The 16,953-nt window shown below is 70.9% G+C and carries 17 protein-coding genes and 1 pseudogene; 3 read left to right on the forward strand and 15 right to left on the reverse strand.

The window, feature by feature from the left end; all coding sequences use genetic code 11:
- The first annotated feature begins 27 nt into the window (after nucleotides 1-27).
- Complete coding sequence (locus C1703_RS06850) at nucleotides 28-870, forward strand: siderophore-interacting protein (protein ID WP_114251044.1); 843 nt, start codon at nucleotides 28-30, stop codon at nucleotides 868-870.
- Between the two features lie 132 nt (nucleotides 871-1,002).
- On the opposite strand, the pseudogene C1703_RS06855 reads toward C1703_RS06850, so the two are convergent.
- Nucleotides 1,003-1,579, reverse strand: a pseudogene (locus C1703_RS06855) (GNAT family N-acetyltransferase).
- Between the two features lie 80 nt (nucleotides 1,580-1,659).
- Here C1703_RS06855 and C1703_RS06860 point away from each other — a divergent pair.
- Nucleotides 1,660-2,646, forward strand: a complete 987-nt coding sequence (locus C1703_RS06860; RefSeq protein ID WP_114257323.1) for an RluA family pseudouridine synthase — start codon at nucleotides 1,660-1,662, stop codon at nucleotides 2,644-2,646.
- Here the strand turns inward: C1703_RS06860 and C1703_RS06865 are convergent.
- From C1703_RS06865 to C1703_RS06890, 6 genes are all read right to left on the reverse strand, one after another.
- Nucleotides 2,640-4,169 (reverse strand): cytochrome P450, encoded by a 1,530-nt coding sequence (locus C1703_RS06865; protein ID WP_114251045.1) that lies wholly within the window; start codon nucleotides 4,167-4,169, stop codon nucleotides 2,640-2,642. The genes C1703_RS06860 and C1703_RS06865 overlap by 7 nt on opposite strands.
- 62 nt (nucleotides 4,170-4,231) lie before the next feature.
- The gene (locus C1703_RS06870; protein WP_114251046.1) at nucleotides 4,232-4,852 is read right to left on the reverse strand and encodes an ATP/GTP-binding protein; all 621 of its coding nucleotides are present in this window, start codon (nucleotides 4,850-4,852) and stop codon (nucleotides 4,232-4,234) included.
- Entirely contained in the window at nucleotides 4,833-5,240 is a 408-nt protein-coding gene (locus C1703_RS06875; RefSeq protein WP_114251047.1) for a DUF742 domain-containing protein, read from the reverse strand. Before C1703_RS06875 ends, C1703_RS06870 begins: the two co-directional genes overlap by 20 nt.
- On the reverse strand, nucleotides 5,237-5,644 hold the full coding sequence (locus C1703_RS06880) for a roadblock/LC7 domain-containing protein (protein ID WP_114251048.1): 408 nt from the start codon (nucleotides 5,642-5,644) through the stop codon (nucleotides 5,237-5,239). The genes C1703_RS06875 and C1703_RS06880 overlap by 4 nt, the downstream gene beginning before the upstream one ends.
- Entirely contained in the window at nucleotides 5,641-7,284 is a 1,644-nt protein-coding gene (locus C1703_RS06885) for an ATP-binding protein (protein WP_114251049.1), read from the reverse strand. Before C1703_RS06885 ends, C1703_RS06880 begins: the two co-directional genes overlap by 4 nt.
- Nucleotides 7,285-7,658: 374 nt before the next feature.
- Nucleotides 7,659-10,505 carry a DEAD/DEAH box helicase gene (locus tag C1703_RS06890; protein ID WP_114251050.1) on the reverse strand — a complete coding sequence of 949 codons (2,847 nt, stop codon included), beginning with the start codon at nucleotides 10,503-10,505 and terminating at the stop codon, nucleotides 7,659-7,661.
- 173 nt (nucleotides 10,506-10,678) lie between these two features.
- On the opposite strand from C1703_RS06890, the gene C1703_RS06895 reads away from it, so the two are divergent.
- Nucleotides 10,679-11,014 (forward strand): hypothetical protein, encoded by a 336-nt coding sequence (locus C1703_RS06895; protein WP_114251051.1) that lies wholly within the window; start codon nucleotides 10,679-10,681, stop codon nucleotides 11,012-11,014.
- Nucleotides 11,015-11,113: 99 nt separating this feature from the next.
- Here C1703_RS06895 and tatC read toward each other — a convergent pair whose 3' ends face one another.
- The 8 genes from tatC to C1703_RS06935 all read right to left on the reverse strand — a co-directional run bounded on the left by tatC (nucleotide 11,114) and on the right by C1703_RS06935 (nucleotide 16,897).
- Nucleotides 11,114-12,067 carry a twin-arginine translocase subunit TatC gene (gene tatC / locus C1703_RS06900; protein WP_114251052.1) on the reverse strand — a complete coding sequence of 318 codons (954 nt, stop codon included), beginning with the start codon at nucleotides 12,065-12,067 and terminating at the stop codon, nucleotides 11,114-11,116.
- A 47-nt stretch (nucleotides 12,068-12,114) separates the two neighbouring features.
- The gene (gene tatA, locus C1703_RS06905) at nucleotides 12,115-12,396 is read right to left on the reverse strand and encodes a Sec-independent protein translocase subunit TatA (RefSeq protein WP_031114631.1); all 282 of its coding nucleotides are present in this window, start codon (nucleotides 12,394-12,396) and stop codon (nucleotides 12,115-12,117) included.
- Nucleotides 12,397-12,655: 259 nt separating this feature from the next.
- The gene (locus C1703_RS06910) at nucleotides 12,656-12,850 is read right to left on the reverse strand and encodes a hypothetical protein (RefSeq protein ID WP_114251053.1); all 195 of its coding nucleotides are present in this window, start codon (nucleotides 12,848-12,850) and stop codon (nucleotides 12,656-12,658) included.
- A 36-nt stretch (nucleotides 12,851-12,886) separates the two neighbouring features.
- Nucleotides 12,887-13,180 carry a hypothetical protein gene (locus C1703_RS06915; protein WP_114251054.1) on the reverse strand — a complete coding sequence of 98 codons (294 nt, stop codon included), beginning with the start codon at nucleotides 13,178-13,180 and terminating at the stop codon, nucleotides 12,887-12,889.
- Nucleotides 13,181-13,281: 101 nt separating this feature from the next.
- Nucleotides 13,282-14,337, reverse strand: coding sequence for a WYL domain-containing protein (locus C1703_RS06920; RefSeq protein WP_114251055.1), 1,056 nt, complete (start codon nucleotides 14,335-14,337; stop codon nucleotides 13,282-13,284).
- A gap of 18 nt (nucleotides 14,338-14,355) precedes the next feature.
- On the reverse strand, nucleotides 14,356-15,333 hold the full coding sequence (locus C1703_RS06925) for a WYL domain-containing protein (RefSeq protein ID WP_114251056.1): 978 nt from the start codon (nucleotides 15,331-15,333) through the stop codon (nucleotides 14,356-14,358).
- 129 nt (nucleotides 15,334-15,462) lie between these two features.
- Complete coding sequence (locus C1703_RS06930; RefSeq protein WP_019754140.1) at nucleotides 15,463-15,834, reverse strand: FKBP-type peptidyl-prolyl cis-trans isomerase; 372 nt, start codon at nucleotides 15,832-15,834, stop codon at nucleotides 15,463-15,465.
- Between the two features lie 61 nt (nucleotides 15,835-15,895).
- Nucleotides 15,896-16,897, reverse strand: a complete 1,002-nt coding sequence (locus C1703_RS06935; RefSeq protein WP_114251057.1) for an FKBP-type peptidyl-prolyl cis-trans isomerase — start codon at nucleotides 16,895-16,897, stop codon at nucleotides 15,896-15,898.
- Nucleotides 16,898-16,953 lie beyond the last annotated feature (56 nt).

Genomic DNA, 16,953 nt, shown 5'->3' on the forward strand with positions numbered 1-16,953 from the left:
CTAACTATGTGAGACAGGGAGGTCCTCATGGCAGAGCGACCGGGACGCCAGCCGCGCAAGGCGCACTCCGCTCAGGTCGTCCGCACCGAGCGGCTGACCCCGCACATGCAGCGCGTGGTGCTCGGTGGCGAGGGCCTCGCCGACTTCGCCGCGGACACCTGCACGGACCACTACGTGAAGCTGCTGTTCGCGCCCGGGGACGTGACGTACCCGGAGCCCTTCGACCTGCAGCGGATCCGCGACGAGCTGCCCCGCGCACAGTGGCCGGTGACCCGGACGTACACGGTGCGCCAGTGGGACGCCGAACACCGCGAGCTGACCCTGGACTTCGTCATCCACGGCGACGAGGGCCTGGCCGGCCCCTGGGCCGCGCGCGTCCAGCCGGGCGAGACCGTGCGGTTCATGGGCCCCGGCGGAGCGTACGCGCCCGACCCGGAAGCGGACTGGCATCTGCTCGTCGGTGACGAGAGCGCCCTGCCCGCGATCGCCTGCGCCCTGGAGGCCCTGCCGCGCGGGGCCCGGGCGTACGCCTTCGTGGAGGTCTCCGGCCCCGAGGAGGAGCAGAAGATCGACTCGGACGTGGAGGTCGTCTGGCTGCACCGCGGCGACCGGCCCCTGGGCGAGGCGCTGGTCGAGGCCGTGCGGAACCTGGAGTTCCCCGAGGGCCGGGTGCACGCCTTCGTGCACGGCGAGGCGCACTTCGTGAAGCAGCTGCGCCATCTGCTCCGGGTCGAGCGCCACGTCCCGCGCGAGGACCTGTCGATCTCCGGCTACTGGCGGCGCGGCCACGACGAGGACGGCTGGCAGGCCTCGAAGCGGGAGTGGAACGCGCGCATCGAGGCGGAGCAGGAGAGCACACCGGCCGCCTGAGGCAGCGGCCGGGAGGCACAGCCCGGGGGCAGGGGGCAGCCCAAGGCGCGCGTGGCCCGTGCCCACGTCCAGCCAGCCGGGAGGCAGCCCGAGGGCAGGGGCGGCCCGGCGAGACGGTCCGGGGGCAGCGGCTCAATCCCCTCGCACGCGCGCGTGCAGATGCATGTCGTGCCAGCCGTCCGGCTGCAGGGCGGAGCTGCGCTTGGTGCCCTCCAGGACGAAGCCGGTGCGTGCGGCGACCCCGCAGGACGCCGCGTTGCGCACGGCGTGCAGCAACTCCAGCCGGTGGAAGCCGACCTCGTCGAGGGCCCAGCGGGTGAGCGCGGTCGTGGCCCGGGCGGCGACGCCCCGGCCCCGTGCCTCCGGGACGGTCCAGTACGCCACCTCCGCCGTCCCGTCGTCCAGCCGCATCTCGCGCAGCGCGACCCGGCCCAGCAGCGCGCCGGAGCCCGCGTCGACGACGGCCCACTGCGCCTCGCGCTCCTCCTCCCACGCCCGGTGCCAGTCCCGGATCCAGCCGGCGGTCTCCGCTTCGGAGGCGGCGGTCCGGGCGTGCCACTGGTGCATCACCGGATCCTGGAAGACCTACCGCGGGCGCGTCCTCGGTCCGCCAGGGACGCAGGAGGAGTCCGCCGTCGGCGGGAAGGGTGGGCTGCGGACGGCGGGTGAGAGTCCCGGCGGTCAGGACCGGGCCGATGAGGAGAGGCATGCCCACATCCTGACGACCGGGCGGCAGGTGGCCCCAGCGGTTTTCCGCGGGTGCGCGCCGGCCTCGTACGCTGGGCCGCGATGAGACGCAAGACCCGCACCCCGCCCTCTCCCCTGCCGCAGCGCCACGGCGTTGACCCGGTGCGGGTGCGGCTGCCCGCCGCGAGCGCGTGGGCCACGGTGCGCGAGCATCTGGTGGAGCGGCTCTCCGGGGCCGGAGCCGGGGTCGTCGACGGGATGTTCGACGCGGGGCTGATCGTCGGGGCGGACGGACGGCCCGTGCCGGCGGACGCGCCGTTCGTGCCCGGCATGTTCGTGTGGTTCCACCGGGAGCTGCCCGACGAGATCCCGGTGCCCTTCCCGCTGGAGGTCGTGCACCGGGACGAGCACATCGTCGTCGCCGACAAGCCCCACTTCCTGGCCACCACCCCGCGCGGCGCCCATGTCGCCGAGACCGCGCTGGCCCGGCTCCGCCGCGAACTGGGCATCCCGGCACTCAGCGCCGCGCACCGGCTGGACCGGCTCACGGCCGGGCTCGTGCTCTTCACCGTGCGCCCCGAGGAGCGCGGCGCGTACCAGACCCTGTTCCGCGACCGGCGGGTCCGCAAGGAGTACGAGGCCGTCGCCCCGTACGACTCCGCCCTCGCGCTCCCCCGGACCGTCCGCAGCCGGATCGTGAAGGAGCGCGGGGTGCTGACCGCGCGGGAGGTGCCGGGCGAGCCCAACGCCGTGAGCCGCGTCGAGCTCGTCGAGCGCCGTACGGACCGGGACGGCCCCCTGGCCCGGTACCGGCTTCTGCCCGGCACCGGGCAGACGCACCAGCTGCGCGTGCACATGACCGCGCTGGGCGTCCCGATCCTCGGCGACCCGCTCTACCCGGAGGTGACCGGGCCCGTGCCGGCCGGTGACTTCCGGCGTCCCCTCCAACTGCTGGCGCGGGGCCTCGCCTTCACCGACCCGGTCACGGGCGTGGAGCACCGGTTCCGCAGCGGCCGGGTGCTCGCGGCCTGGGCGTCGTACGACCGGTGGGCCGCCGGGACGTACGACGGCCCGTCACACGGTCAGTAGCCGCGCCACCAGCTCAGGAAGCGCTGCCAGACGCCCTTGCGCCGGGGCGGCTGCGGCTCCTCCGACGCCGGCTGCGGCTGCGGCTGCACCGGAACCGGCTGGGGCTGCGGCTGCGCGGAGCCCGGTGCCGGCGGGAGCTGCGCGGCGGCCGCCGTCGGCTGCGGCTGCGGCTGCGGCTGCACGGTGCCGATCTGCCAGTCGGAGCGCTGCGCCGGGACCGGCTTGTGGTTCGGCTGCTCCGCCACGTCCTGCGGCGGCTTGGGCGAGAACTGCACCGGCATGCTCACCAGGTGCCGGGAGGCGATGGACGCCGTCCAGCGCAGGTCCTCCTCGTCGCAGTCGAGTTCGACGTCCGGCAGCCGCATCAGCAGCGCGTCGACGCCGACGTCGGCGATGGAGCGGCCGATGTCCTGGCCGGGGCACTCGTGCGGGCCGCCGCCGAAGGCGAGGTGGGAGCGGTTGCCCTGCATGCTGGCCTTCAGGTCGGGCCGCACCCGCGGATCGACGTTGGCCGGGAGCGGGGCGAACAGCAGTCCGTCGCCCCGGCGGATGCGCTGCCCGCCCAGTTCGGTCTCCTGCTTGGCGAAGTAGGCGAAGACCGTGCTGAACGGCGGCTCGTTCCACAGCGACTGTTCCACCGCCTCCGGCACCGTCATCTGGCCGCCGTTGAGCTGGGCCCGGAAGCGCGGGTCGATCAGCACCGTGAGCAGTACGTTCGACAGCAGGTTGGTGGTGGCCTCGTAGGCGGCGAAGAGCACCAGGCGCAGGTGCTCCCTGACCTCGTCGTCGGTGAGCCGGGCCGGGTGGGTGATCAGGTAGCTGGCGAGGTCCTCCTCCGGCTGGGCGCGGCGGCGGGCGGTGAGCCGGCTCAGGGCGTCCATGACGTAGGAGTGGCTGGCGATCGCGGTCTCGGTGCCCTTGAGCGCGTCGCGGGCGGCCTCGACGATGCGGTCGTTGTACTCGCCGGGCATGCCGAGGATCTCGCACATCACCGCCATCGGCAGGTGCTCGGTGAACTGACTGACGAGGTCGGCCTCGCCCTTCTCGCAGAAGCGGTTGACGATCTGCTGCGTGCTGCGGTTGATGTAGCGGCGCAGGCTGCGGAAGTCGATGGTCGAGATGGCGCCCATGACCGCGCCGCGCAGCCGCTTGTGCTCGTCGCCCTCGGCGTGCGAGGCGATGGGCTGCCAGGCGATGTGCGGCATCAGCGGGTGGTCGGGCTTGACCAGGCCGTCCTTGAGGGGGGTCCAGATACGGCTGTCCCGGCAGAACTGCGAGGGCGAGCGCACCATGTGCAGGTTCTCGGCGTGGCCGAGGACGATCCAGATGGGCACGTCGTCGTGGAGCAGCACGGGCGCCACGGGCCCGTGCTGCTCCCGCAGTCGCTCGTACAGCGCTCCCAGGTCCTCCGCCTCGTGCAGCCGGTGCAGCCCCCCGGGCCCGAGGCCGTGCGCGGGGCAGCCGGGGGGCGGCCCGGGCCGGGTGTCGTCCGTACCGGTCGGGGCGTGGGATTCAGGCGTCACAGTGGTCGCTCCGAAACTTTCCAGATGTCTGGGGGGGAGATGTGGGGTGGGCCGGATACCGGTCAGGTGAGCGAGCCCGTCATGGCGAGGGAGTGCAGGAAGCGCATGAGGGTCATCAGGACGTCGCGGCTGGAGGCCCGGCGGCGCGCGTCGCACTCCATGATCGGGATGTCCGGGGAGAGGTCGAGGGCCGTGCGCAGCTCCTCGATGGGGTAACGGGGCGCGTCGGGGAAGGAGTTGATGGCGACCACGAACGGCACACCGCGTTCCTCCAGGCGCCCCATGACGTCGAAGCTGACCTCCAGCCGACGGGTGTCGACCAGCACCACCGCGCCGAGCGCGCCCTCGAACAGCCCGTTCCACAGGAACCAGAAGCGCTGCTGGCCGGGGGTGCCGAAGAGGTACAGCACGAGCTGGTCGGTGATGCTGATCCGGCCGAAGTCCATGGCGACGGTGGTGGCCGTCTTGGTATCGGAGCCGAAGTTGTCGTCGACACCGATGCCGGCCTGCGTCATGGTCTCCTCGGTGGTCAGCGGTTTGATCTCGCTGACCGAGCCGACCATGGTCGTCTTTCCGACACCGAAGCCCCCCACGATCACGATCTTGGCCGCGGCCTGTGTCGTGTGTGGCAACTGGTCCTCGGCCCGGGGGCCCGGGATGGTGTCAGAGCCTTTGAAGTCCATTCATCACCGCTTCGAGGAGGGAACGGTCGGGGACCGCCTGTCGTCGGACGATCGGGGAGCGCGCGTGTACCAGTTCCGCCGTCAGCAGCTCGGTGAGCAGCGTGCCCATCGCGCTGAACGGCAGGCCGAGGTAGGCCGACAGCTCCGCCACGGAGAGGGGGGCGGCGCAGAGCCGGAGCAACGCCGCCTGCTCGGGGGTGGCGGAGGGCGGCGGGTCTGCGGCACGCGCCACGATTAACGTCACCAGGTCCAGCTCGGCGCGTTCGCCGTCCGGGCCGGCCACCACGTACATGCGCTCCGGGTTCCCGGGCTTGTCCTCGCCGCCCTGGGAAGGCTGCGGGGCCGGTTCCGCCGCGGGGTTGCGCCTCTGGCGTTGCGGAGGCGTCATACGATCTGCCCGTTCCGCCGGGGCGGACTGGTCAGGTGTCCGCCGATCCGGACCACCAGGTCGCGCATCATCGCGCTCATCCGGCCCGGTTCGCACCGCACGTCGGAGAGCACCGCGAGGAAGGCGTTGGCCCCGGCGCCCATCAGGTAGAAGTAGCCCTGGTCGATCTCGATCATGACGAGCTTCATCTCGCCGTCGCCGACGCTGAGTTCCTGGCAGATGCTGCCCGCGAGGGACTGCAGGCCGGCACAGGCCGCGGCGACCCGGTCGGCCGCGTCGGGCTCGCCGCCGTGGCGGGCGATGCGCAGACCGTCGGCCGAGAGCACCACGATCATCTCGATGCCCGGTACGCCGTCGGCGAGTTGCTTGAGCATCCAGTCGAAGTTGCCTCGCTGCTGGATCACTTGAGATCCCCCTCGTCATCGGCCTCGGTGGGGGCCGGGTCGTTGAGCAGGTGCAGGTACTTGGTGGGGTTCCGGATGAAGTCGGTCGGGTGGGTGCCGGGCTCGATGCCCTGCTTGAGTCCCTCCCAGAAGGCCTCCAGGCCCTTGCCGGGGGCGTCGGGGGCGCTCATGTCGCGCAGGGGCGGCACCTCGGGCTCCTTGATCGCGGCCCAGGGGTTGTGCTCGCCGCGTGCCTCGGCCTCCCGGTCGGCCTTCTCGTTGGCGGCCTGCTGGGCGAGTCGCTCGGAGAGCGGTGTCTTCACCCGGCTGCGGCGCTGCGGCAGGCCGTTCGCCGTCCACTCGGTGACCTCGGGGACGTCGTCGTCCTCCAGGGAGATCGTCGCGGGGATCTTCGGGCTGGTGGGGCGTCGCTTCTTCGGGGTGCGCTTCGGTCCCTCGGGAATGCCGACCTTCATGGGGATGCCGGTGGCGCCGATGCCGTGGGCGAGTCCGACACCGGGCTCGTGGGTGATCATCTCGCTCGGCACGATGAGGATGGCGCGGACACCGCCGTACGCGGAGGCGCGCAGCGAGACCTGCATGTTGTACGCCGTGCAGAGGCGGCCCACGACGGCGAGGCCGAGGCGCGGGTGCTCGCCGATGTCCTGGAGGTCGACGCCCGCCTTGGCGGCCTCCAGCATGCCCTCGATCCGGGCGCGCGCCTCCTCGTTGAGGTTGACGCCGCCGTCCTCGATCTCGATGCAGACGCCGGTCTGCACCTCGGTGGCGGTGACGTGCACCTTGGTCTGCGGCGGCGAGTAGCGCGTGGCGTTGTCGAGGAGCTCGGCGGCGGCGTGGATGACCGGCTCGACGTAGATGCCCTTGACGCTGACCTTGGCGATGGAGGACAGCTGGATGCGCCGGTACTCCAGGATGCGCGACATGGCGCCGCGCAGGGTGCTGTACAGGGACACCGGCTCGGGCCACTGCCGTCCGGGGCGGCCGCCGCCGAGGACGGAGACGGAGTCGGCGAGGCGGCCGATCAGAGCGTTGCCGTGGTCGATGCGCAGCAGGTCGTCGAAGACCTCGGGGTTGCGGCCGTGGTCCTCTTCCATCTCGCGGAGTTCTTCGGCCTGCTGGTGGATGATCGCCTGGACGCGGCGGGCGACACTGACGAAGGAGCGCGCGGCGGCGTCCCGCATGGTCACTTCGCGATCGACGATCCTCAGCACCGTCAGCAGCGTCTCGGCCTGCGGCGCGGGGAGGTCGCGGAACGCGGGGTTGGAGAGACCGAGCTTGCGAATCACCTCTCTGGGCGATTCTCCGGTGTGCAGCAGATCGAGCGCGGCGGGGACGATCTCCCGCGAGAAGCGGACCAGTTCGTTCTCGTGGAGGGCGATCCGCTGTTCCAGCTGCGCGGTGTGGCGGGCGTGCTCCGCACGCTGGCTGCGCAGGGCACGGCCGCGGCGCGCGGCCTCGGCGGCCGTCGCGATCACCAGCGCGGTGGCGAGACCGCCGCACCAGCCGACGGCGAGCCGGGCGGGCTCCGCCACCAGGGCGACGGCGGCTCCGGTCGCCGCCGCCATCACTATGGCCGGCAGCAACAGCACGCGTGTGTAGGGCAGTTCACGGCGACCTGGAGGGGATTGAACACTCACCATGTGGGCCTTCTGACAGGAGACGACTGAGGTTCGGGGGGACTCGCAAGTGGGTATGTCATGAAACTGTCGGGATCTTCCGCACATTGGGGAACAAGCGCACGAATTCATCTCAAGCCGGTGCGCTGCGGGCGAGCTTAGTCCGACCGGATCATCGCCGTGTCATATTCCGCATCTACCGGAAACCGGTCGCGAAGGGATAGTAAGCTCATTCATTTACACGCTGCGAAACCGTTCGAATACGTCCAGTCACGGCGAACGGGCATACGAAAGCCCGCCCACCGAACGGGTGAACGGGCTTCGGTACAACGCCCCGTTTTAAGGGGCGCGGGGAACTGCGCGAGCAACCACGACCAACCGGCACCCGCGCACGGACATCACCCCACCGACGAGTAGGCGACCACGCCCCGCAGCAACAGATCGACGGCCTTACGTGCGTTCTTCACGACACTGGAGCCCTGCGGCGCCGCGGCCGCGATCTGCCCCAGCACATCGATGACCTGCTTGCACCACCGCACGAAGTCCCCCGCCGGCATCTCCGCCTCGCGCAGCACCTCGTCGAGCCCCTTCCCGGAGGCCCACATGTACGCGGCCCAGGCGAAGCCGAGATCGGGCTCGCGCTGCCCGACCCCCTCGGTCTGGGTGATCCGGAACTCCTCCTCCAGCGCGTCCAGCCGCCCCCAGATCCGCACCATCTCGCCCAGCGCGGCCTTGGCCTTCCCCGTCGGCAGCTTCGGCGCCATCGCGTCGTCCCCGACGCGCGACTCGAAGACCAACGCCGAGACGCATCCCGCCAGTTCGGCCGGGCCGAGCCCCTCCCAGACGCCCTCGCGCAGGCACTCGCTGGCGAGCAGGTCCAGCTCGCCGTAGAGCCGCGCGAGCCGCTTGCCGTGCTCGGTGACCTCGTCGGCGCGCAGGTAGTCCAGCTCGGTCAGCAGCGCGACGATACGGTCGAACGTCCGGGCGATGGTGTTCGTACGGCCCTCGATGCGGCGCTCCAGCTGCGAGGTGTCGCGCAGCAGCCGGTGGTACCGCTCGGCCCAGCGGGCGTGGTCCTCGCGGTCGCTGCACCCGTGGCAGGGATGCGCGCGCAGCGCCGTCCGCAGCCGGGCGATCTCGCGGTCGTCGGCCGCCTGGGAGCGCCGCTTGCGGTGCCGGTCGGCCGGGATGTGCCCGGCCTTGGTGCGCAGCGCGGAGGCGAGGTCCCGACGGGACTGCGGGGAGCGGGGGTTGAAGGACTTCGGGATCCGCATCCGCTCCAACGGCTCGACCGGGACCGGGAAGTCGATGGCCGCCAGCCGCTTCACCTGCCGCTCGGCGGTCAGCACCAGGGGGCGCGGCCCGTCATGGTGGTCGAAGCCGCGGTGGCCGTTCGAACGGCCCGCGGGCAGGCCCGGGTCCAGCACCAGCGCCAGGCCCGCGTACTTGCCGGTGGGGACGTGGATGACGTCACCCGGCTTCAGCTTCTCCAGCGCGACGGCGGCCTCCGCGCGCCGCTGGGCCGCGCCCTGCCGGGCCAGCTCGTTCTCCCGGTCCTTCAGCTCGCGGCGCAGCCGCGCGTACTCCTCGAAGTCGCCGAGGTGGCAGGTCATGGAGGCCTTGTAGCCCTCCAGGCCCTCCTCGTTGCGCTGCACCTGCCGCGAGATGCCGACGACCGACTTGTCCGCCTGGAACTGGGCGAACGACGTCTCCAGCAGCTCGCGCGAGCGGTGCCGGCCGAACTGCTCGACCAGGTTGACCGCCATGTTGTACGACGGCTTGAAGCTGGAGCGCAGCGGGTACGTGCGCGTGCCCGCGAGACCGGCCAGGTGCTCGGGGTTCATGCCGCGCTGCCAGAGCACCACGGCGTGGCCCTCGACGTCGATGCCGCGCCGTCCGGCCCGGCCCGTCAGCTGGGTGAACTCGCCCGGGGTGATGTCGGCGTGCTGCTCGCCGTTCCACTTGACGAGCTTCTCCAGGACCACCGAGCGGGCGGGCATGTTGATGCCGAGGGCGAGGGTCTCGGTCGCGAAGACGGCCTTGACCAGGCCGCGTACGAACAGCTCCTCGACGACCTCCTTGAAGGTCGGCAGCATGCCCGCGTGATGGGCGGCGATGCCGCGCTCCAGGCCCTCCAGCCACTCGTAGTAGCCAAGGACGTGCAGGTCCTCGCGCGGGATGGACGCCGTACGCTCCTCGACCAGGGAGCGGACCCGGTGCCGCGCCTCCTCGTCGTTGAGCCGCAGGCCCGCGTACAGGCACTGCTGGACGGCGGCCTCGCAGGCGGCCCGGCTGAAGATGAAGGTGATGGCGGGCAGCAGCCCCTCGGCGTCGAGTCGCTCGATGACCTCGGGCCGGCTCGGCGTCCACACGCGGGAGCGCTGTCTGCGCTCGCGCTCGCGGTCGGCCTCGCGCAGCCGGCCGCGTCGGCGGTCCTGGTACGACGGCCGGCTCGCCTCCATCCGCGCCATGCGCGTCAAGTCGGGGTTGACGGCCTTCTTCTGGCCCTCGCCCTCCTCGAACAGGTCGTACATCCGCCGCCCGGCCAGCACGTGCTGGAACAGCGGCACGGGCCGGTGCTCGGAGACGATCACCTCGGTGTCGCCGCGGACCGTGTCCAGCCAGTCGCCGAACTCCTCGGCGTTCGACACGGTCGCCGAGAGGGAGATGAGCGTGACCGACTCGGGAAGGTGGATGATCACCTCTTCCCAGACGGCGCCCCGGAACCGGTCGGAGAGGTAGTGCACCTCGTCCATGACCACGTAGCCGAGGCCCAGGAGCGTCTGCGAACCGGCGTACAGCATGTTCCGCAGCACCTCGGTGGTCATCACGACCACCGGGGCGTCGGAGTTGACGCTGTTGTCGCCGGTGAGCAGGCCCACCTTGTCCGTGCCGTAGCGGCGGCACAGGTCGGCGTACTTCTGGTTCGACAGCGCCTTGATGGGTGTCGTGTAGAAGCACTTCTTGCCCTGCTGGAGGGCGAGGTGGACGGCGAACTCGCCGACGATCGTCTTGCCGGAACCGGTGGGCGCGGCGACCAGCACGCCCTTCCCCGCCTCGAGCGCCTGGCAGGCCTCGATCTGGAAGGGGTCGAGGCCGAAGTCGTACATCTCGCGGAAGGAGGCGAGCGCGGTGGCCTGCTCGGCAGCGCGCTTACGAGCTGCCGCGTACCGCTCGGCCGGGGAGAGATCCTCTGTCATCGTGCTTTCGAGCGTACCGGGCCGCACTGACAACAGGACGATCATTATCCGGATCACTGGCCGACGACCGACCATGCACAACTGGCCAGAAAGCGCTTGCTGTCCTCGATCGGATCGAATTAATGTCCCGCCGTGCGCTGCTCGGTGATCATCCTGACGACCACCTCACCGAGCGGACGCCCAGACCACAGCGGTGACCTGATGCGAATGAGGGGAACATGAAGATCGCACGACGTCTCGGTGCACTCGCGGGCACGACCGCGGTTCTGGTGGGGTTCGTCGGCACTACGCCGGCTGCCGCCGCCGCTGACGCCGTACACCGGGGCAGCACCACCTGCTACAACTGGTCCTGGGGGGACGGCACCATCTCCTGGACGGTCTACGCCAGCAACACCTGTAGCTCCAGCAAGGGCCTGCAGTGGACGACCGAGAGCGGCGCCATTGCCTGCATGTGGGTGGCGGGCAGGGACCAGGAACATCACAAGTACGCCTCGAAGCCGAGGTCCAGCACCTTCAAGGACGTGAACAGCTGCCCTCCTGGAACGGGTGACTGACCCAGGCGCCGGCGCATGAGAGGTGCCCCCACCCTTGCTGGGTGGGGGCACCTTCTCTTCGCCGCTTCATTCCCGTCCGGACGGCCCACGCCTCGACATCTATGTGACGTCGTCGTAGCCGTTCACATGGTCTCGGGCGGAGTCCGCCTGGCGTGGAAGGGCGGGAGCAGTCGTCACCGCTTCCACCTCACCGATGCTCTCCGGGGTGAGATCGAGCTCCGAGGCCTCGTCATCGGCCGGTCCCTCCGCCTCGCGGCGGGCACGTCGCCGGTCGTTCGCGAGCGCGATCGCGCAGGCGCCGAAGTACAGCACCCAGATGGGGCCGGCCAGGGCCAGCATGGAGATCGGGTCGGTGCTGGGGGTTGCGATCGCGGCGAACACAGTGATGCCCATGATCATGCCCCGCCACCAGCCGGCCATCCTCTTGCCGGAGAGGATGCCGCCGAAGTTCAGCATGACCAGCAGCAACGGCAGCTCGAAGGAGAGGCCGAAGACGATGATCATCCGCATGACGAGCTGCAGCAGATCATCGAGGGGGAGCTGGTTGTCGCTACCGATGATCGAGAACTCGAGCATCACGGACGCCATCTTCGGCAGCGACCAGTACGCGAAGTACGCCCCCATGAGGAACAGCGGGAATCCCGCAGCCACGAAGGCCAGAGAGTACTTCTTCTCGTGCCGGTGCAGGCCTGGCGCCACGAAGGCCCACAACTGATACAGCCACACCGGAGCCGCGAGGGCCACACCAGAGGAGAGGGACACCGTGAGAGCGAGCGTGAACGGGCTCAGCAGACCGTTCTGGACGATCCGCGCGCACTGGCTCTCCTCGGTACCCTTCGCCAGTTCGGCGAAGCTGTACTGGCATCCCACCGCATCCAGGATGGGATCCGTGAAGAACTGGATGATGTCCTTGTAAAAGAAAGCGGCGACGATCGTCGTGACGACGATCGCCAGCAGACTCTTCACGAGCCGGTTGCGGAGCTCGCGAAGGTGCTCCGCGAGGGGCATCCGCCCCTCGGGATCCTTCTCCTTCTTGCGGGCAGACTTCAGCAACCCACGTTCCCATCTCGTGCGGCGGGCCGGAGGTCACCGGCCCTGCGTCAGCGCTTGGTCGTGTCCGTCGGCTCGTTGACCGGGCGCGAGCTGGTCACATCACCGGGGGCGGCCTGGATGGTGCGCTGCGCGGGCTCGTCGTTGTTGGGCGGGCCGGCCGGGGTCGTGGACGACTTGTTCTCGTCCTTCATCGCCTTGGCCTCGCTCTTGAGGATGCGGGCGGACTTGCCGAGCGACCGAGCCATGTCCGGAAGCTTCTTCGCGCCGAACAGCAGGATGATGACGACGAGGATGAGAATGATCTCGGGGGCTCCGAGCCTTCCGAACATAAGTCTTTACCTTCTCACCGAGGCGGCTGTGGTGGGGTGCTGTCCGACCGGTCGGACGTATGTCCGAACGATCGTGTCGACAGCGATCGTAACGCTCGGGGGTGAACGTGAGGCAATCCCTCTGCATCCCCTGTGCGTACTCCCGTCCGCGGCCAGTGCCTCGTTAACCGGGCCGCGACCAGCAGCGTACCTGTCCGAACCGTCCAGGTGACAGGGCAAAGTGTCCCGAAGCGCAACTCACGGTCCCCTCCCGGACGGCTCACAGCGCGTCCACGGACCGGGCCGCGCTCTGCGCCGCCCGCTCCAGGTCGTCGGCGGCCCGGCTGATCCGGCGCGCCGAATCCGTGACCTGCCTGCCCAGGCGCTGTGCCTCCACGAAAACCCGCACGGCGAGCACCCCCAGCACGGCGAGACCCAGGAAACCCACGGCAACCGCGAACATCGGCCAGAACATGACGCCGAGCCTAGACCTTTCCCGGAACTCGTCCCGCTAGAGGGTCGAGTGCAGCCGCAGGGTGCGCACGCCGCCGCCGGTCAGCAGCTCCACGATCCGCTCCCCCGCCGGCTTGCGGACCGACGCGCCGCACTCCGGGCAGGTGAAGGAGTAGAAGGTGGTGCGGCTGGTGGCGCCGATGGCGAGGCGCAGGGCGCCCGCGGTGAGCTCGAAGCGCCCCCGGCAGTCCGGGCAGCCCGCCCTGAACACCACCGGGGACACGCTTCTCATGCCGGCGAACGCGGACTCCACCGTCATGCCCCGCGCACCGGACGTCGCCGACTCGCTCACAGCCCTCGCTCCTCTTCCTGGGGTCGTTCGCCTCCGGGGGCACCGCGGCCGGTGTGCGGGGCGGCCCGGCCGGGCCGCCGACGCCGGTGGGCGCCTGTGGCTCACTCGCGTCTGCCGTCCGGACCCGCGTGCACCGCGTGCGGCGCCTCGGCGGTCTCCACCGCGTCGGCCGCCTCGATCCCGTCGTACGCCGCCAGCGCCTCGCGGGCCGCCTGCCGGGCGCTGTCGGCCAGCTCCGGCGGGGAGACGATCCGGCCGTCCCGCCCCAGCCGCAGCGCCAGGCGCCGCAGCGACGCCGGGTCGGGCGTCCGCAGGGTGATACGCAGCCCGCCGTCCGGCAGCTCATCCGCACTGTCGTGCGGGTAGTACTCGGCGACCCAGCGGCCGCCGGGGCCGACCTCGACCACGACCTCCGGATCCTCGGCCGCGGGCTGCACCAGCGCCTCGGACAGGTCCCGCAGCTCGATCTCCGGCGGCGCCGACGGCTCGTCCAGGATCTTGATCTCGGCGACCCGGTCGAGCCGGAACGTCCGGCGCGCCTCCGAGCGGCGGCACCACGCCTCGACATAGGTGTGACCGACGCTGACCAGGCGGATGGGGTCGATCTCCCGCTCGGTGACCTCGTCGCGCGCGGGCGAGTAGTAGCGGATCCACAGACGACGGCGCTCGGCGATCGCCCGGTCGACGTCCGCGAAGACACCGCCCTCGGACTCGAAGGTCACCGACAGCCGCGAGCTGGCACCGGCCGCCTCGCCGGCCGCCGTCTCCACCTTGGCCGTCGCCCGCAGCAGCGCCTGCCGGTCGCTCTCCCGCAGTCCGGGCAGCGTGGCGACGGCCCGGGCGGCGACGAGCAGCGCGGTGGCCTCGTCGGCGGCGAGTCTGAGCGGCTCGGCGGCCTCCGCCGCGAGGGCGGCCGGATTGTGCCACCAGATGCGCTCGCCGTCGGTGTCGATGTCGAGGAGGTCACCGCCGCGGAAACTCGTGCCGCACATGGGCAGCACGTCGAGGTCGGAGACCAGCTCGTCCTCGGTGATGCCGAAGGCGCGCGCGACGTCCTCGACCCGGGCCCCGGGGCGCTCCCTCAGATACGTCACCAGGGAGAGCATCCGCCGGGTCTGGTCGATGGCGTTCACGGGCCTGACCGGTTTGCCTGCCACTGTCTTCCCCGCTCCCCCTCAGCCCTTGGCCACGGCCCGCAGCCGGTCCACCACGTCGGCCCGCAGCTCGGCGGGCTCCAGGACGACCACGTCCGGCCCGAACTCCACCAGCCAGGCGTCCAGCCCGTGGCCGTACGGAATCTCCAACTCGTCCCAGCCGTCGCCGAGTTCCCGGACGGAGGTGGCCTTCGCCCGAAGGGGGTAACCGGCGTCCGAGCGCAGCCGGATCCGCGCCGAGCGGTCGGCGATCTCCCCGGCCCAGCTCGCGACGGTCTCGCGGACGGTCACGACGTCCGGCACGTCAGCGGTGTAGCGGCCGCCGCGCGAGCGGACCTTGCCGGTGATCCGGGACAGCCGGAACACCCGTTCGGCGCCCCGGTCGCGGTCCCAGCCCGCCAGGTACCAGTGGCCCCGCCAGCACTCCAGCGCCCACGGCTCCACGTGCCGCTGCTCGGGGTGCGCGGCCGTGGCCTTGCGGTAGTCGAAGACGACGGGCCGCCGGTCCCGGCAGGCCAGCATCAGCGGCTCGAAGGCCGCCTCATGCACCGGAATGCGCGGCTCCAGCGCGCCGTGCGGACCGTACGGGTCGACGTCCTCCGGGAGTCCGGCCGCGCGCAGCTTCTGCAGGGCGCCGCTGGCCGCGCCGGCGAGCCGGGCCTGCTGCCACACCTTGGCGGCGAGCCCCAGCGCGGCGGCCTCCTCGGCGTCCAGGGTGATGGGCGGCAGGCGGTTGCTGTCCCGGCGGGCCAGGTAGCCGATCTCGCCGTCGAGGCTCTCGACCGTCTCGATGACGAGTCCGAGCTCGCGCAGGTCGTCCTTGTCGCGCTCGAACATGCGGTTGAACGAGTCATCGGAGCCGGACGCGCCGTTGCCCGGCCCGAAGGCCTCGACGTAGGCCTCGATGGAGTCGCGCAGCTCGCGCTTGCTGAGCGGCCGCCGCGTCCCGAGCAGACACAGCGCCAGGTTCATCAGCCGCTCGGCCTTGGCAATGGCCATCGACGCGCTTCGCCTCCCTATGGTGCTTACGAGCGATGACCGTACCGCCACAGGGTGGCACGGCAAAAGCCGAGGGCCCATGCCCGAGCAGGCATGGGCCCCACGTGATCGAGTCTGTCCGAACCTTGCTCAGACCCCGAGCAGGTCGACCACGAAGATCAGCGTCTCGCCGGGCTTGATCGCCGGGGTCGGGCTCTGGTTGCCGTAGGCGAGGTGGGCGGGGATCGTCAGCTGGCGGCGGCCGCCGACCTTCATGCCCTGCACGCCCTGGTCCCAGCCCTTGATGACCCGGCCGCCGCCCAGCGGGAAGCGGAACGGGGTGCCGCGGTTCCAGCTGGCGTCGAACTCCTCGCCCGTGCTGAAGGCGACACCCACGTAGTGCACGGTGACGGTCTGGCCGGCCTGCGCGACCGGGCCGTCGCCTTCCCAGATGTCCTTGATCTCGAGGTCCGCCGGGGGCTCGCCGCCCGGGAAGTCGATCTCGGGCTTGTCGATGCTCACGTCTGCTGCTCCTGCTTGTCTGCGGAAAGGCGAACACGCACAGTCTTACATCCCCCGCACGTCACAGCTTCGCGAGGATGTCCACCGAGAAGACCAGCGTGGAGTCCTTCTTGATGCCGCTGCCCTGCGGCGGGTTGTCGCCGTAGCCCAGCTCCGGCGGGATGACGATGAGGACCCGGCTGCCGACCTTCTTGCCGGTCAGGCCCTGCGCCCAGCCCTTGACGACCTGCTGGAGCGAGAACGACACCAGCTGCTTGTTGGCGTACGAGGAGTCGAACTCCTTGCCGCCGTCCCACAGCACGCCCTTGTACTGCACGAGGACGCTGTTCTCGGCGGCGACCTCCTCGCCGTCGCCCTCCAGGACGTACTCCGCGACGAGCTTCTTCGGGGCTGCCTTCTTGGGCACCTCGATGGAGGGGGCCTTGCCGTCGGTGTTGGTGCCGACCTTGGGGAGGTCCGCGTTGTCCTGCGGGACCTCCTTGCCCTTGGCGGAGCTGGTGGCGTTGAACGCGTCCTGGATGTCGACGACGAAGACCAGCGTGTCGGTGCCCTTGATGCCCGCCTGCGGGTTGCCCTGCGTGCCGTAGCCCCAGGTGGGCGGGACGGCCATCTCGACGCGGCTGCCGGCCTTCTTGCCCGCCAGCGCGTACCGCCAGCCGTCGATGATCTGGCCCTGGGTGAGCTGGATGGCGAGGCGGGCCTTGCGGTCGTAGGAGTTGTCGAAGACCTTGGCGGTGTTCCAGACCTGGCCCAGGTAGTTCGCCACGACGAAGTCGTTCTCCGCGACGGCCTTGCCGCTGCCCGCGATCAGGGTCTTCACCGCGAGCTGCTTCGACGGCTCGCCGCTGCCCTTGGCGACCGTCGGCTTCTCGTCGAACTTGGTGCCCGCGGTGACCGCCGGCAGCGGACCGTCGACGATCTTCGGCGGCGGGGCCGCGGACGGGGCCGACGGCGAGGGCGACGGGCTGTCGCTGGCCTTGCTCGAGTCGGACTTGTCGTCACCGCATGCGGCGAGCGTGGCCAGTCCTGCGGGTACGGAGATGAGTAGTGAGCGTCGGCGCACTGTGGGGGCCTCGTAATCGGTCGATCTCGTTGATGGCGTGCGCGCAACTCTACGGC

This window comes from Streptomyces sp. Go-475, from assembly GCF_003330845.1.
Classification (GTDB): domain Bacteria; phylum Actinomycetota; class Actinomycetes; order Streptomycetales; family Streptomycetaceae; genus Streptomyces.